General features: G+C 60.5%; 19 protein-coding genes. 14 read left to right on the top strand and 5 right to left on the bottom strand.

What is annotated here, in order from left to right:
* Positions 1-21 precede the first annotated feature (21 nt).
* From J0I79_RS16480 to J0I79_RS16460, 5 genes are all read left to right on the top strand, one after another.
* A complete protein-coding gene (locus J0I79_RS16480; protein WP_292860642.1) occupies positions 22-213 on the top strand; it encodes a hypothetical protein in 192 nt (63 codons plus the stop codon).
* Positions 214-411 carry a hypothetical protein gene (locus J0I79_RS16475; protein WP_292860640.1) on the top strand — a complete coding sequence of 66 codons (198 nt, stop codon included), beginning with the start codon at positions 214-216 and terminating at the stop codon, positions 409-411.
* Between the two features lie 120 nt (positions 412-531).
* Positions 532-708: a hypothetical protein gene (locus J0I79_RS16470; protein ID WP_292860638.1), complete on the top strand. Its 177-nt coding sequence runs from the start codon at positions 532-534 to the stop codon at positions 706-708.
* Positions 687-1,100 carry a DUF982 domain-containing protein gene (locus J0I79_RS16465; protein WP_292860636.1) on the top strand — a complete coding sequence of 138 codons (414 nt, stop codon included), beginning with the start codon at positions 687-689 and terminating at the stop codon, positions 1,098-1,100. Before J0I79_RS16470 ends, J0I79_RS16465 begins: the two co-directional genes overlap by 22 nt.
* A 116-nt stretch (positions 1,101-1,216) precedes the next feature.
* On the top strand, positions 1,217-1,513 hold the full coding sequence (locus J0I79_RS16460; protein ID WP_292860634.1) for a hypothetical protein: 297 nt from the start codon (positions 1,217-1,219) through the stop codon (positions 1,511-1,513).
* A 39-nt stretch (positions 1,514-1,552) separates the two neighbouring features.
* On the opposite strand, the gene J0I79_RS16455 is transcribed toward J0I79_RS16460, so the two are convergent.
* Both J0I79_RS16455 and J0I79_RS16450 read right to left on the bottom strand, forming a co-directional pair.
* Positions 1,553-2,461, bottom strand: coding sequence for a zincin-like metallopeptidase domain-containing protein (locus J0I79_RS16455; protein WP_292860632.1), 909 nt, complete (start codon positions 2,459-2,461; stop codon positions 1,553-1,555).
* Positions 2,462-2,609: 148 nt separating this feature from the next.
* Positions 2,610-2,888: a hypothetical protein gene (locus J0I79_RS16450; RefSeq protein WP_292860630.1), complete on the bottom strand. Its 279-nt coding sequence runs from the start codon at positions 2,886-2,888 to the stop codon at positions 2,610-2,612.
* 204 nt (positions 2,889-3,092) lie between these two features.
* Here J0I79_RS16450 and J0I79_RS16445 point away from each other — a divergent pair, with 204 nt between their 5' ends.
* On the top strand, positions 3,093-4,550 hold the full coding sequence (locus tag J0I79_RS16445) for a type IV secretory system conjugative DNA transfer family protein (protein ID WP_292860628.1): 1,458 nt from the start codon (positions 3,093-3,095) through the stop codon (positions 4,548-4,550).
* Here the strand turns inward: J0I79_RS16445 and J0I79_RS16440 are convergent.
* On the bottom strand, positions 4,544-5,896 hold the full coding sequence (locus J0I79_RS16440; RefSeq protein ID WP_292860626.1) for a MobA/MobL family protein: 1,353 nt from the start codon (positions 5,894-5,896) through the stop codon (positions 4,544-4,546). The two genes, J0I79_RS16445 and J0I79_RS16440, sit on opposite strands and share 7 nt — an antisense overlap.
* Positions 5,897-6,005: 109 nt before the next feature.
* Positions 6,006-6,758 (bottom strand): hypothetical protein, encoded by a 753-nt coding sequence (locus J0I79_RS16435; protein WP_292860623.1) that lies wholly within the window; start codon positions 6,756-6,758, stop codon positions 6,006-6,008.
* Positions 6,759-6,932: 174 nt separating this feature from the next.
* Here J0I79_RS16435 and J0I79_RS16430 point away from each other — a divergent pair, with 174 nt between their 5' ends.
* The 6 genes from J0I79_RS16430 to J0I79_RS16405 all read left to right on the top strand — a co-directional run bounded on the left by J0I79_RS16430 (position 6,933) and on the right by J0I79_RS16405 (position 11,103).
* Positions 6,933-7,262 (top strand): hypothetical protein, encoded by a 330-nt coding sequence (locus J0I79_RS16430; protein WP_292860620.1) that lies wholly within the window; start codon positions 6,933-6,935, stop codon positions 7,260-7,262.
* Between the two features lie 2 nt (positions 7,263-7,264).
* Entirely contained in the window at positions 7,265-7,540 is a 276-nt protein-coding gene (locus J0I79_RS16425; RefSeq protein ID WP_292860617.1) for a hypothetical protein, read from the top strand.
* Between the two features lie 223 nt (positions 7,541-7,763).
* Complete coding sequence (locus J0I79_RS16420; protein WP_292860614.1) at positions 7,764-8,075, top strand: hypothetical protein; 312 nt, start codon at positions 7,764-7,766, stop codon at positions 8,073-8,075.
* Positions 8,068-8,319 (top strand): hypothetical protein, encoded by a 252-nt coding sequence (locus J0I79_RS16415; protein WP_292860611.1) that lies wholly within the window; start codon positions 8,068-8,070, stop codon positions 8,317-8,319. The genes J0I79_RS16420 and J0I79_RS16415 overlap by 8 nt, the downstream gene beginning before the upstream one ends.
* A gap of 3 nt (positions 8,320-8,322) precedes the next feature.
* Entirely contained in the window at positions 8,323-9,426 is a 1,104-nt protein-coding gene (locus J0I79_RS16410) for a tyrosine-type recombinase/integrase (protein ID WP_292860608.1), read from the top strand.
* 423 nt (positions 9,427-9,849) lie between these two features.
* Positions 9,850-11,103, top strand: a complete 1,254-nt coding sequence (locus tag J0I79_RS16405) for a L,D-transpeptidase family protein (RefSeq protein WP_292860605.1) — start codon at positions 9,850-9,852, stop codon at positions 11,101-11,103.
* A 61-nt stretch (positions 11,104-11,164) separates the two neighbouring features.
* Here J0I79_RS16405 and J0I79_RS16400 read toward each other — a convergent pair whose 3' ends face one another.
* Positions 11,165-11,890, bottom strand: a complete 726-nt coding sequence (locus J0I79_RS16400; RefSeq protein WP_292860602.1) for a LuxR C-terminal-related transcriptional regulator — start codon at positions 11,888-11,890, stop codon at positions 11,165-11,167.
* Between the two features lie 391 nt (positions 11,891-12,281).
* Between J0I79_RS16400 and J0I79_RS16395 the strand changes: the two genes are divergently transcribed.
* Positions 12,282-13,925, top strand: a complete 1,644-nt coding sequence (locus J0I79_RS16395) for a Na+/H+ antiporter (protein WP_292860598.1) — start codon at positions 12,282-12,284, stop codon at positions 13,923-13,925.
* Between the two features lie 192 nt (positions 13,926-14,117).
* Positions 14,118-14,726 (top strand): amino acid synthesis family protein, encoded by a 609-nt coding sequence (locus tag J0I79_RS16390; protein WP_292860595.1) that lies wholly within the window; start codon positions 14,118-14,120, stop codon positions 14,724-14,726.
* Positions 14,727-14,882 lie beyond the last annotated feature (156 nt).

The following is a 14,882-nucleotide window of genomic DNA, read 5'->3' as shown; positions in this document are numbered from 1 at the left end:
TGCATAAGGAAAGACAAGAACATGGGGATCATCAATTTCATCAAAGAGAACTGGAAGCTTCTGGTGGTCATTTTCGGCCTCGGCGGCACCGTTACGGTCCTGGGCGTAGTGCCGGGCATGAACAGCATCACCGCGCCGGTTCAATCCAGCCTCGATAGCGTGAAAGCCAAGCTGGTCGATCCTTCGACTGTGAGCCCGACAGCTGGACAGTAAATGGGCTGGCCCGATGTCGTCGGCCTCGTCGTCCAGCTGTTTGAAAACATCGTGGCCTTTTTCGCCGGCCGGAAGTCGGTCCAGTCAGCCCAAACTCTCAACGCGTTGCGTAAAGCCCAAAGGGCTGACGATGCTGCCCGCGCTGTTGATGCTGCCGATGATGCCGGGTTGCAGCGCCTCTCCGACAAGTGGAAATGACTGCACCTGGGTGGCCGCCGAGCTTCCATTCCATTCAACTCAGTTTTTTGCCGACGGGGTGAGGCACGGCAGCAACACCCACAAGCAGATGATCCGGCTGAATGAGCGGTGGGAGGCCGCTTGTCGGTGATCTGGTTCGCGCTCGCCATCGGCATCGTGTTCGGCATGGCGGTCCTATCCGCCTTCGCCTGGCTGATTTTGTATCTGGCTTGGATCGGCGCATGGCTTGTAGCAATTGCCGCGCTACTGGGAGTGTTTTGGGTGGGGTTCAAGGCATGGCATCACACGCAACCCTGAAACTTGCGCAGACGTTTGCTGGTGAAGCCGACCGGCTCCAGGTCGATTGGGAATGGGTGGATTGCATTGCCGCAGGAACAAATCCCGCGCTGGCTAGTTCGACTCGCCAGAGTTGTGGGGTGGTGAGTATGCGTGACGAAGACTTCGACGTTCCCGTTACAATCGAGACAAGCCAGACCGGCCGCTATATGACCGTCACCCGGACGGCTCAAGCGGCTTCGTTGTTGCTCGGAAAATGGCCAACTACGTCCGGGCCGAAGTACCGCGCGGCGCTGAGAGCCATTAAGCAGGTACTTGAACAGGAAAAGACCGTCAGCGTCGGCCGCAAAGCCTTCACCGCAGCCGCCAAGGAAGCGGATGTGTTTGTGCGGGAAGGCCGGGATTTCGGCTGAAAACCGGTTTGGCCAAAAAATAATTTGCGATCGAGAGGCTGAAGTCAGGCTCTGAAAAAGGATCTTGGGGCGGAAGTAAAATCGCCACCCGGCGAAACCGCTTTGGAGATACGAAAATGGCTTCAGGTCAGACCAACGTCCAGATCATCGACGAAGTGAGCATTCAGTACAAACACGGGGGACACCTTTGCCTCCAGGCAGTGCGCTACCACCACGCAGACGGGACAACCGAAGATGGTTTCCGGTTCTGCTGGCGGGAGGCGACAGGGAACCTCAAGGTTCTGCGCGGCCAAACTCGCTTACCCGACCTGCGCGCTGCTTACGTCCTCATGGCGATGGCTGGAGGCCGACCAGCGTTTCTAAACCACTGCGGCGCCGACGCTTACGATCTGCCGGGCTCGGTCAATCTATAGGCATAAAAATGACCCCGGCTCATCACCGGGGTCATCGCCTTAATATGAGGCTTCGATCTCCCGCGCCGCAGGACAGTCGATCGCCTTGGCAGCCTGTTCCCGCACCCAGTCCGCCGCTTTTGAAGCGTGGCTTGCTGCGGTGAAGATGGCCCGCTTATCCTGCTTCAGCACCTTCAGCCATCCGGCGATGTAGGATGCATCGCTGGAGTTGCCTGGCTGGATGTCGTGATGGGCACACAGGAAAGCGCTGCCCAACTCCGCCACCAGCTCCTCGAACGCATAGCGCTCGTCGCCGAATCGCTTGCCGAACTCTCGGTCCAGCCGGCTTTTGTGGCCGGTGGCGTGGGTCAGTTCGTGGAAGGCAGTATGGAAGAACGCCTCCTCGGACTTAAACGCGCCGGCTGATGGCATCACGATGATGTCGCGTGACGGCACGTAACAGGCCTGAGAGCCCCGATATTCCACCTTAACCCCGCTACCGTCCAAGGTCTTTAAAGCCTCTTGATAGCTGGATTCTACCGGCACTTCGGCAGGTGTTTCGGAGAACTCAGGCGGCAGGCTTTCGATTTGGGCGAGGTTGAACACATAGAACGTCCGCATGATGGGGCGCCTCCGCGTTTCTTCCTCTCCCTCCTCGGGCTCAAGCCAGGTTGTGTAGACGACAGTGGTGGCCTTTTCGCCCTTGCGGACGGAAGCGCCAAGCTGCCGGGCCTGCTGGAAGGTCATCCAGCCATGGGTTGGATAGCCATGATCGCCCGCCGCAAGCCACAGCAAGGCGATGTTGATGCCCGAATAGGGCCGCCCGGTCGCGGCATTGGTTGGCATGATGCCGATGCCGTTTGACCGAGTGACGGCCCATGGTTTCTGCCATGGCAGGAGACCTCCCTTTTCGATTTCAGAGACAATGCGGTCCGTGACCGCCGAATACAGATTCTCGGTGGTGTGCATGGGTTGCTCGCGATGTTTGGGTGAGGGGGCTGCCAAGCCCGCACTGCGGGCTTGGTGTTCCCAGCGCCTGAAACCGCGCCGTAGTCCGGGTCAACGCCCCGCAGCCGACAGGAGCCGAAGGCTGGGCTTTACCCGGCGTAGGTGGGGTTTATCGGCCGTTGCTTCGGGTCTGGTAGTCGGACTGGCCGTAGCGAGGGTCGTCGCGCGGGTCAGGCCGGTCGTCTTCCTTCGCCGTGGGTACCTTCATCACCATCCGGCCATCGAGCGGCAGCGCTTGCAGCACGAGGCTGTAGCCGCTCCCGTCGGGCAGCGACCATGCCGCGCCGATCTTGGTCCAGAAGGGCTTTACGCCCTGCTCCTTCTCCTTCTCGGTCAGCGGTGTGGCGACCAGAATGTCATGCGTAGGCATTTTCTTCGCAGGTTGCATTTTGCTCTCCGAAAGGGCGCGCAAAGGTGTTCAGCCGGGTTTGCGCCCGGTTGAGAAAACAGTTTAGATGTAGCTGAACAGGGAAATACTATGCCGGTTATTCGGTTATTTCTAGGCATTTTGAAACTAATCAATTGGGTTGATTGGTTTCTGGGTACTATTGTCTTCGGAATAATTGCAATAATAAAGGGCATATACCGTAGCATGACGGCTCAGAAGGAGGAGCCGACGCACGGAGATGCCGCTTTTGCAACCGATAAGGAACTGAAGGAGCAGGGGATGCTGAAGCCGGGCGGCTTCTTCGCCTGCGTCACCCCAAAACGGCGGAAGGTCTATCTTCCAAAAACATCCAGCCTACTGATTGTAGCCAACAAGAGGCAGGGGAAAACACAGGCCATCAACGCCAACCTGCTGGATCTTCGGAACCGGCCTTGGGTGACCGAGACCGTGGAAGTCGGCGGCAACAGGATCAAACGGCGGCGTCAGGATCTTCCGGACCTGGTCATGTACGACCCGAAGCTCGGCACGTTGAAACGAACGAGGCCGACGCTGGAAAAGCTCGGCTATAAGGTGCTGGTGATCGACATCGATAATCCAGACAATACTGAGGCGTGGATCAATCCGGTTACGTTCCTCGATATCCACGATGTGTACGATTTCGATCGGCAAAACGATGTGTTTGCCGACCTGCTCGCGGCCGATGCGAAGCATGGGAAACACAGCCACTTCGACAACTACCCCAAGATCATGATCGCCGGGGTGATCAAGTACCTGCTGCTCAAACAGCCCAGCAAAGCCACAGTGCCACACGCGGTTGATCTGCTGGTAAGCAGCAACGAGAGCCGGGAAGCGCTGTTCGCCATGATGGCGCTGGTGGAAGATCCGATCATCACCGCCGCGGTGGACGCTTTCCGGTCGGCCGGCGATCGGGAGAAGGGTAGTTTCATCACCACCAACTTCGAGAAAATGAAGGTATGGCTGCGCCCGTCTATTCGCGCCATCACGGAACATCGCGATGCGGAAGGGTTGCTGGTCAACACTTTCACATGGGAGCAAGTGTTTACAGACGACGCTCCGGTGGCGGTCTTCATCCGGTGCGGGCTTGGTACGGGTGAAGGTGCACTGGTACGCCTGCTCATCGGCTGCGCGATCAACTCCGCCAAGAGGATGTTCAACGCCACCGGCGACACCCCGCTAAGGAAGGGTCTGTGGGTGATCGTGGACGAGGCAAAGACCATTGAACGATGCAACGCGCTCTTGGACGTGAACCGAGAGCTTGGTGAGGCCGGCGTAAACCTGCTGGTGGCTTACCTCTCGGAATCGGACATCAAGGAAGCGTTTCAGCAAGACGCCGAAGCGCTGATTGGCGGGTGCAGCCTGCTGGTTTATGGCGGCTCGAACGAGATCGGTTGGCTGGAGCGGATATCCAAGCTGCTGGGCAAGCGGACCTCTTACGGCCGGTCTGAGAGCGCCAGCCAGCACGGTACCAGTCAGGGCCGGAGCGAGACGCCCACCAACCTCCGGAACCTGGACCAGATCGCCGCCATGGGCTTTATGCAGTGCATCCTCATCGTGCCCGGCAGGGCAAAGGTTGACGGCTTAAAGCCCTTTAAGCTGGTCAAGCGACTGTGGCGTAAAACGGTGGTAGAGTTTTATCAGTAGCCCTCGCTCCGGTCCTTCTCCGCCTTCTCCGCGTCGAGGTCGTCCAGCTCGTGCATGGCGCCGACGATGTGGAGGATCTGGCGGTATTTGGCTTCCGAAAGTTCGCCCTGCTCGTAGAGGTCGCGAAGCTCCTCAAGGGACAGCTTCTCCATGTTCTTGCGAATGGCGTCCTTGAACAGCTTCTCCGCATAGTCCTGGTTCTTGCCGCTGCTGTAACGGGCGAGCTGATTGTTCAGCATCTCCTCCTGGCGCCGGTAATCGGCCTTGGCGTTCTCCCAGCGCTTCACCTGGTCCTCGTGTTCGCGGAGGGACCTGGCGGTCTCTTCCTGTCTGGAGCGGAGACCACGAAGGCTTAGGGCGGCTTCCTCAGCCTGCCGGCGCGTCTTCGACTTCCACGTCCAGCGGCCAATGCCAATCGCCAGACCCTTTAGCCGGCCGTTGTCCTTCAGATAGTTCTGATATTCCTGATAGGCCGGCCCGATTGCCTGCTTGGCCATCTCGTTGACCCGGTGAGCGTATCCGGCTTCGACCGCGGCGGTCTCGAACTCGCGGACCGCCCGGGAGAAGTCCTGCTGGACCCGCTTCAGCTCAGCCTGGGCATTCTGAAGGGTCTCAAGTTCACGGTGGGCCTCAAGCACGTTCTCAAGCGGCGTGCCCGGCAATTCCAGTATGGCCATATCCTCGTCGCCGTCATCGGCGTCCTCTGTTTCCAGAGGTTCTTCCTCGACGGATTCAAGAGTCGGCTCCACTTCAGTATCGGTGCTTAGCGGTGCAGGCTCCTGATCGGCCTCAAGGTTGTCGTTGGCAGCCTCTTGCCCCTGTGCCTTCGCCTCGGCGGCATCGAAGTCAATGCGGGCATCGATCCCAAGCGCCGCCATGTCGTCGTTGGCAACGTCCTGCCAAAGGCGCTTGAAGCGGTGGGTGCTATTCCGTTCCCATGCCTTGGCGACGGTCTTGCCTGTCTCCCGGTCCTGGTCGAGCAGGACGAAGTGGACATGGGGATTGTGGGTGTTCCAGTCCTGGATGGAGAAATAGTAGGGCGCCCGGCCACCACGGGTAAGCCGGAAGCCGAACTTGTGGACGGTCCCGATGCTCTGCTCCATCGTCATCTCGCGCGGCAGGGCGATAATGAATTTCTCGATGACACGGCCGTCCTTGCGGATACGGTTTTCCCGCTCCTCCAGCAGTCGACGGATGTGGCCGTAGCTTGGGGTAAGACCGCCGCCAGCGCCGATGTAGGCGGTCGCCTGACGGCGGGTGTTGTAATTCAGATTGGCAACGGCGGTGCCGGGCTCTTTCTGAGCATTCTTCTTGATGAACGTGTGGTTGAAGTACGCGATTGCCACAGGAGTACCCTAGCACGGTGCAGCCCAAGGCACTTCGGGTCGCTTGCGACCCATATTGTGCCCTATAACTGCACCATCCTAGATTTCATCTGTTGCGTCTGCGACACGGCTAACGGGGTTTATCGGCCTTGTACCAGTTCCAAAACAGGTTCGAATCCGTCGCCGACAAGTCGTGAAGCTCTCGTGAGAATGTCAGGTAGCCCGGCCCCTTGCCCGCCTCATAAACGAATGCCGTGCTCGCCTGAATGCTCTCAAAACTGGGCGCAAAGTAACAGGTGTCGTCCGTCATCAAAACGAAGGGCAATTTGCTGTATCGGGGCCTGGCATGTGCCAGAATTCGCAACGGGTAATTGTCGTCCGGATCGAACGCGATGTGTTTTAGGAGACTCTTTGCGGCGTACTCGTTGTCGGCAGACAGTTCAGGTGTAGCGACCAGATCCGAGTCGTGCGTTGGAAGAATGATGTGCGTGGGTAGTTTAAGCTCGCTAAGACGATATTCCAGCGCGCGGTCATGATCATTTGTTCTCAGCCACGGTAAAAAGTCGTCGATCACTAGAAAGATCGTTTCACTTCGCACTAATTGACGGGAAAAACTGTGGTCCAGCGCCATCGGCAAAAGGCCGGTCAGGCCGACCTGTTCAAACGCATCGGATGCCTTTGAGCGGACTTCGCTTCGTCGCCGCCAAAGCTCATCAAGTGCCAGCCTTACGACGCCGGAGAACTTCTTTCCCGGACCATAGCGTTCCGTAGCAATATCTTCAAATTCGTCCAGAAATGCTGCCTTCCGACTCTCGTAGTCAGAAGGCAGTCCGATTGAGAACTGAGCGCGTGGTTCTTTGGGTGTGCTCGGCAGCCTAGCCATTGATCGAACCTGTATTACGGACGAAATACAGCCGTAACATTAACCTCCGACGGTTGGTAGGCAATCGTCCACCCATACCCGGCGCCAAAGCCACTCCGCCCGGAGTGACCGCCGGGGATGGAGGCGAGAATGTCAAAATATAGACTCCCCGCGATCATCAGCGGGCGACGGGTGATGGCAGAAGTCATCATGCCTGGCCAGCACCGGACGGTGCGCATCGAGAACCGCGACGGACCGCCAAAGTGGCTGGCTGATTGCTACAAGGTCTGGCAACCACACTATCGCTACGATACCGGCATCTACGGCGCACGGCTTGAACGGATTGAGCGTTGGGGCAGCGGCATCTACCGCGGCAAGTGGGTCGGCATCTACGTGATGACCGTGCAGTCCCATCTTGGCGTCCACCAAGAGCGCTACGCCTGGTGCTTGTACGAGGGCGTTTTCCAGCAGGTCAAGCAGATGGGAATGCGTAGCGTGGCTCATCGTGAATTCGTGAGGGTCTGATCATGTCCCAGCGAATCTCGAACAGCTCGCATGGTGGGAACTCGTCCTCCCATGCGAGCGCGTCAATCACCCAGGTGTTCTACACCACTGAGCCTGAGTCTGATTGGCTCGATACGATCGGATGTGCATTCTGGATAATCCTGCTGTTGTTCCTGCTCTGGTTCTTCGTCCTTTCCAGGATCACCTTCGATCCGGAGCCGCTGAAGCAATGCACCTACCAGCAGTGGATAGATGCCACCCATTACCGGACTTGGCAGGCCGACTGCCCGGTTGAGTGAACGCCGTGAAACTCATTGAGCTTTTTGCGCAGTTCACGCTGCGATTGGCGGAGCTTTTTATCCGGGCCTACGCACAGCTTTTGGTGATGCTTTTCACCGCGGCGTTTCGTGCGGGCTCCGCCATCGTCAGCCACATCTGGTCAAGCTGGCGCGGTCGTGAAGCGGGGAGGATGCCTCGACGGCGTTCTCCTCGCCCCCGCTGCCGCGCCCAACGGAGGAAACAATGGCAAGGAAGGCACTGATTGGCGACGTGGATATCTGGTTTGCGCTCATCGGATTGGCGTGGTGCATCAACTACGTGACGGCCAAGTGGTGGGGATATCCTTATCTCTATTGCTGGTTCGGCCCCACGGTCCGGCATGCGTATGAGGCATTCGGAAACTTAATGTTCCTGATTACGCTGGCCGGTTTCGCGGTGAACCTCTTTAAAAGGGACTGGCTCGCTTCTATCTTTAGTGCAGGCATTATGATAATGATTCTTAATGTTCCAACCGCAGCCGATACGGTCTTTAGGTTGGGAGGCTCCTGTGGATGAGGAGTACCAGCAAGTGCGACAGGCGATTATGGAAAAGCACGGCATCGACCCGTACCACCGGTACGGGGAGGAGCAGGCTGCTCACTTCGTGGAGGTGGACCTGTCCACCCTCAAGCGCTGGCGGGCGCAAAACCTCGTGCCCGCCATAAAACTCGGACCGCGCAAGGTCCACTACCTCGGCATCCATGTCGCTGACATGATGCTCGGCCGGTATCCCCGGCCGGGCGCTGCCCCGGGTGAATGAACCATGCCGCGTTATCAAAAGCGCGCGTTCCAGGTGGGCGATTACTGGCTGGACAAGCGGCCGGGTAGTGCCGCCTGGCACCGCACCTTTTACGACGAGGTCGCGAAGCAGACCCGCAAGGTGAGCCTTGGCACCTCCGACGAGGAGGAGGCCAAGGCGAAGCTGCTGGAGTTCGTATCGGCGGAGCGCATGAAGACCGGCCGCGACCTGTCTTCCGAAACCGTCACGCTGAAAAGCCTATGGAAAGAGTATCAGGCCAGCCACGTCGAAAAGCTGCGCTCGCGGCAGGCGGTCAAGATCCTGCTGCGCTACTGGCTGGAGTTCTGGGGTGACGCCACGGTGGCCGACCTGCGCGACATACCCAAGCAGGAAGAATTCAGGGAGTGGCTGGCGGCCAAGGGCCTCAGCCACAATTCGGTGGTTCGTGGGCTGGAGGTAGGCCGCGCGGCAATCAACCGCGCGTGGAAGCGCGGTATTGTCCGCGACCGGCCTTACATCGAAGTTCCGGCGATGGAGCAGGGGCCGCCGATGGGCCGGCCCATGGAGGTCGAGGAAATCCGGCGCCTGTATGCCGCCGCTGGCGACCATATCCGGCTGTTCCTGATATTGATGCTCGGGACCGGTGCGCGGAATGAGGCCATAACCACCCTGACGTGGCCGCAGATTGATTTTGAAGCCGGTTTGATAGAGCTGAACCCCAAGGGCCGGAAACAGACCTCAAAACGGCGTCCTACGGTCAAGCTGCTTCCCTTCCTCCGGGAAGTGCTGGAGCCGATGGACAAAACTACGCCCTTCGTCCTGATGTTTCGTGGCCAGAAGGTCGGTCACATCAACAAGGGTCTCCGCGCCGCGCTCCGGCGCGCGCACCTCGATCGGCAGATTACCGCCTACTCCTGCCGCCACACGGTGGCCCGCTGGCTGCGCCGTGAAGGCGTTCAGCCGTGGGAGACGGCGATGCAACTGGGCCACAAGGTGGCGGGGTTCTCCATGACGGAAATCTATGCAGCCTGGTCGCCTGATTATCTGGAGAAGTCGTCGGCGGCACTGGAAAAGCTGCTGCGCGCCGCTATACCTCTGGATGCGCCGCCAATCCCTTACGCCCGCTGAACATAGCAGTTTCGTTGCACGGTTAGCCGCAGCTGTTTGAAATCACACTCTGCCCTGTTTCTGGAACGACACCATCGCCTACCGGATGTAAGGCATTTCTGAATACAAGCCGCGCCGCAGAAGCGTGGCAAAATCAGCGACCTCCAGTCAGGACCGGTGCCGAAAAGCACCGGTCTTTTCTTTTCGGGCTGGCGGCCGAAGCAAATTGCGGGCCAAGGCCACGTTGCCGCCATATTCCAATGGAACCGAGGATGCCGGTGATAACGTGGCGAAAGTCGTGTTTTCGCAGGGAACCCGTATCGAGCCTCGCGCGTTTGTGGCCGACCCGATACGGACATGGTTGGCTAATTGTTAAGATTGCCAATTTTAGAGTGCGGGCAGGATTGCCCCTTGATCGATGCTACAAGAATGTCTGGAACGTCCATGAGAACCAGCCGCCGTTTTTTCCTTTCCGGAGCTTCCGCGCTCGCCGCCGCCATGGTGGCCGGCCATGCGAATGCGCAGGACGTGATCGGCGATATCCTGAAATCATCGGCCCGCGGCAATTGGGACGACCAGTTCGACGCCCGCGCCAGCGAGGGCGGCAAGGTGGCTTCGACGCTGCCGATCTTCAGCCCGCAGACCGTCGCTTTCACCGAACAGGCGGTCGCGCAGTATCAGAACATCGTCGTGCAGGGTGGCTGGCAGCCGGTGCCGGACACCAAGAAGCTGCAGCTCGGCGTCGATGACCCGGATGTCGTGCCGTTGCGCAAGCGCCTGATGATCGCGGGCGACCTGTCGCAGAATGCCGGTATTTCCACGGCCTTCGATTCCTATGTCGATTCCGCCGTCAAGCGCTTCCAGTTGCGCCACGGCCTGCCCGCCGACGGCTCGATGGGCAAGTACACCTATGCCGCGATGAACGTTTCGGCGCAGATCAGGCTTGGCCAGTTGCAGACCAATCTGCAGCGGCTGAAGGAAAAGGCCGGCACGTTGGGCAGCCGCTATGTGCTGGTCGACATTCCGGCCGCGCAGGTAGAGGCGGTCGAGAACGACCGTGTCGTGCTCCGCCACACCGCCATTGTCGGCAAGATCGATCGCCAGACGCCGATCGTCAATTCCAAGATCAACGAGATCATCGTCAATCCGTATTGGAACGCGCCGGTCTCGATCGTACGCAAGGACATCATTCCGCTGATGCGGAAGGATCCCAACTACCTCAAGAACAGTCATATCCGCCTGTTCGCGCCCGATGGCAGCGAAGTCGACCCGATGAACGTCGACTGGTCGACCGACGACGCGGCAAAATACCGTTTCCGTCAGGACCCGGGCTCCGAGAACGCCATGGCGTCGGTCAAGATCAACTTCCCGAGCCCGGACGGCGTCTACATGCACGACACGCCGCAGCAGAGCCTGTTCGGCAAGATGATGCGTTTCGATTCCTCGGGCTGCGTGCGCGTCCAGAACGTGCGTGACCTCGTCACCTGGATCCTGCGCGACACACCCGGCTGGGATCGCCAGCATTTCGAGGCGGCGATCAAGACCGGCCAGAACACGCCGATTCAGGTCACCAACCCGGTGCCGGTGCATTTCCTCTATCTGTCGGCCTGGTCGACCGGACCGGGCGTCGTCCAGTTCCGCGACGACGTCTACGCGCTCGACGGCGCTAGCGAGCTGCAGATCACATCTTCGCTGTAAGAGCCTGATAATTATCGAAAAAAGCCGCCTTTTGAGGCGGCTTTTTTCTTTGCTGAGGACTTCAGATCAGCCGCTGGTTCACCAGCCGTGCCACTGCCTGGGCGCGGTTGACGGCGCCGAGCTTGCGCCTGGCATTGTCGACATGGAAACGCACCGTCGCCTCGGCAATGCCGAGAATGACCGAGATTTCCCAATCCGTCTTGCCTTCGGCGACAAGCGCCAGTGTGTCGCGCTCGCGCGCCGTCAGCCGAATGGTGTCGGCGGGCGGTGGCGTGGTCAGACTCATCAGCCGTTCGGTGATCACGAGCCCCGTCATCTGGATGGCGAAACTTTCCTCGGCGGTGAAATCACGCTCGTCGAAGCCCAGGTGAAGCGAGGCGATCGTGCCGTCGGCGCCATAGGAGGTGGCGCAGAGCGCATCATTGATCCCGGCCTCGCTGAGCGCCTCCCAATAGGCGCCGAACGTCGAACTGTCGCGCGGTGCAAAATCGGAGAAGCGATAGCGCGTGCGGCTTTCGCGGATCGCGCCGAGCAAGGGATTGCACTCGAAACAGACATAGTCGAAGGCCGGGCTGCCCGGCCAGTTCGCCGGCGCCAGCCGCGTGATGAAGCCGCCTGCCGCCCAATGGCTAGATGAGGTCAGCGTCGCCGACGGCCTTCGATAGAGGCGGGTCTGCAGATAGGTTGCCCCGAACGCTTCCATCGCCGCGAAATAGGCGACGCTTGCATCCTCTGCCGTTACCGACGCGAAGGCCGGTTCGGCATGTGCCATGATCCGTGACAGCATCGATCGAACCCCCGTCCGCCAGCCGTGACGCAGCGTGGCACAGCCTACTTTCAGCCGCAAGGCTGGCTGCCGGTGAAAGCCGCCTGTCAACCCCGCGCTATCGGGAGGTTGAGGCGATAGCATCCTCGGATATTCAGGAGGGCAGGGGCTTGCGGACGCAATCGGGACAGACGGGGTTGCGCAAGCCTTTCCTCATTTCCACGCCGATATCCGGGGGGCGTGGGCGTGGAGGCCGGCGACCCGGTGCCCCTAGGCAGCCTCGCGCTGACGCCGGGTGCCGGCCTTTCAATTGTGAAGACTCACCGGCCTCCGCCTCGACGCTGCGCGGGCAGACTGTCTGGACGCGGCGCCGGCGATTGCGCATGGTTCGCCAAACAGCCGGAATCGCGCCATGGAAGCCGCCATCTTTGTCCTCGTCGTGCTCGTCTTCGTCGCTGTCTCCGGCGCCCTGGTCCGGCTCGTACGGGTGCCGTTGCCGGTCCTGCAGATCGCCATAGGTGCTGCCCTTGCCTGGCCGGTGCGCGGCATCCATATCGAGATCGATCCCGAGCTGTTTTTGCTGGTGTTTATCCCGCCGCTGTTGTTCAGCGACGCTTTCAGCGCCCCCAAGCGTGAACTGATCGCATTGCGCAAGCCGATCCTCGACCTCGCCATCGGCCTTGTCTTCTTCACGATCGTCGGCTTTGGCTATGCCTTGCACTGGCTGGTGCCGAGCATCCCGCTGGTCGTCGCCTTCGCGCTCGCCGCGGTGCTGTCGCCGACCGACGCGGTGGCTGTATCCTCGATCGTCGACCGCAGTGTCGTTCCGGCGCGCCTGATGCACATTCTGGAAGGCGAGTCGCTCCTCAACGACGCCTCGGGTCTCGTCATGTTCCGCTTTGCCGTTGCTGCGGCGTTGACAGGCAGTTTTTCCTTCGCGGCCGCCTCGCTGAGCTTTCTCTATGCCGTGGCGGTCGGCATCCTGGCCGGCGTGGCGGCCCTGTTCGTCGCGGCCAAGGCGCTGCAACTCTTGAACCGCATCGGCGGCGTGCCGGCCGAGGCGCAGGTGCTGATCACCATCCTGCTTCCCTTCGTCGCCTATCTCGCCGCCGAGCATTTCGAGGCGTCGGGCATCCTGGCCGCCGTGACCGCCGGCCTGTTGACCGGAAGCACCGGCATATTCCGCTTCCTCGGCGTCTCGGCGCGTATGCAGACAATCTCGTTGTGGACGACGTTTTCCTTTGTCTTCAACGGTGCGCTGTTCATCGTGCTCGGCCTGCAGCTTCCCGAAATCATCCGCAAGGTGCCGCCGGAACTCACCGGCCAGTATCCCATCGTCCAGCCTGTGCTGACTGTGGTGGCGCTGACGCTTTGCCTCATCGCGCTCCGCTTCGTATGGATCTGGATCGGCGACATCACGGCGGGCCTCGCGGCCCGGTTCGGCAAGCGTGAGGCCGAGCCGTTCGGCCTGCGCGTGCGGCTGGCGGGGTCGGTCGCGGGCGTACGCGGCGCCATTACGCTGGCCGGCATATTGTCGCTGCCGCAAGCCCTGCAGGACGGATCGCCATTCCCAGCGCGCGACCTGGTCATCTTCCTCGCCGCCGGCGTCATCATCTGCTCGCTGGTGATTGCCAGCCTTGCCCTGCCGGTGATCGCGCGCGGGTTGGTGGAGCCGGGAGAAGATGCCGGCGATGCCGAGGAACGTATGGCGCGGGTCGGCGCCGCGAAGGCGGCGATCGCCCATCTGGAGAGCCTCGCGCAGACGGACGAGGAGGAGGGCGATATACCCGGCGCAAGGCTTGCCGCTGCCAATGGCATTGTCGCGGCCTATCAGCGGCGCATCGCCGCGTCCGACGAAGCGGATGAGGCGCGTGCGGAAGTGCGTCAGGCGGGAAGGCTGGAGATCGATCTGCGGCTCGCCGGGATCGCAGCCGAGCGCGACGCCGTGCGGGGCATGCTTCGCCGCGGCGAAATCAACGATCACACCGCCAGAGCGCTCTATACCGAGATCACGCTAACGGAAGCTCTTTTGAATGGCAGGCAGACGCGAAGCTAGCGGGATGTTCCGACGCGTGCCGGATTTGCAGGGTCTGGCGCAAACCGGCCAGCAAATTTCGCGCCGCAAACGTGGCGGGGTGAAAACAACTGTGTTAATGGCGCGGCAATGCATGTCGCCCCAAGGCGTGCAGCGGTTTTGGGGCAACGATATGCAGGGATAAATTGCCCCGAACCGGAGGATTTTCAGGCCATGGCAACAGCAGCGGCAGCGTCGAACAAATTCGAATCCTTCTTCGAAACCACGCTGGAAGACGCCGATCCGGAGATTTTCGGCGCCATCCGCAACGAACTTGGTCGCCAGCGCCACGAGATCGAACTGATCGCCTCGGAAAACATCGTCTCGCGCGCCGTGCTCGAGGCGCAGGGCTCGATCATGACCAACAAATATGCCGAGGGCTATCCGGGCAAGCGCTACTATGGCGGCTGCCAGTTCGTCGACGTGGCCGAGGAACTGGCCATCGAGCGGGCGAAAAAGCTGTTCGGCTGCAACTTCGCCAACGTCCAGCCGAACTCCGGCAGCCAGATGAACCAGGCCGTGTTCCTGGCGCTGCTGCAGCCTGGCGACACCTTCATGGGCCTCGACCTCAATTCGGGCGGACACTTGACCCACGGCTCGCCGGTCAACATGAGCGGCAAGTGGTTCAAGGTCGTCTCCTATGGCGTGCGCAAGGACGATCACCTGCTCGACATGGACGCCATCGAGATAGGAATAGCCGACGCTCCCCGCGACAATGAAGTGGTGATCGCAATCGCCTTTGCCTTGGGTGGCCGCCCCCTGAAGCGCATCAAGGGGGCGTGATCATGTTCAAGGCAGCCATACTGCTCAAGCGCAAACCGGAAGTGAGCGCAAAGGAGTTCGCCGATTGATGGCTCGGCCGGCACGCGCCGCTGGCCAGGGACCTGCCCAACGTGCGCCGGGTGGTCTTCAACCTGGCCGAAGGCGGGGCCTACGACG

The sequence above is a fragment of the Mesorhizobium sp. genome (assembly GCF_017306585.1).
Lineage (GTDB): Bacteria > Pseudomonadota > Alphaproteobacteria > Rhizobiales > Rhizobiaceae > Mesorhizobium.
Note: the sequence above shows the minus strand (reverse complement) of the source record. Positions and strands in the feature narration are given on the sequence as shown.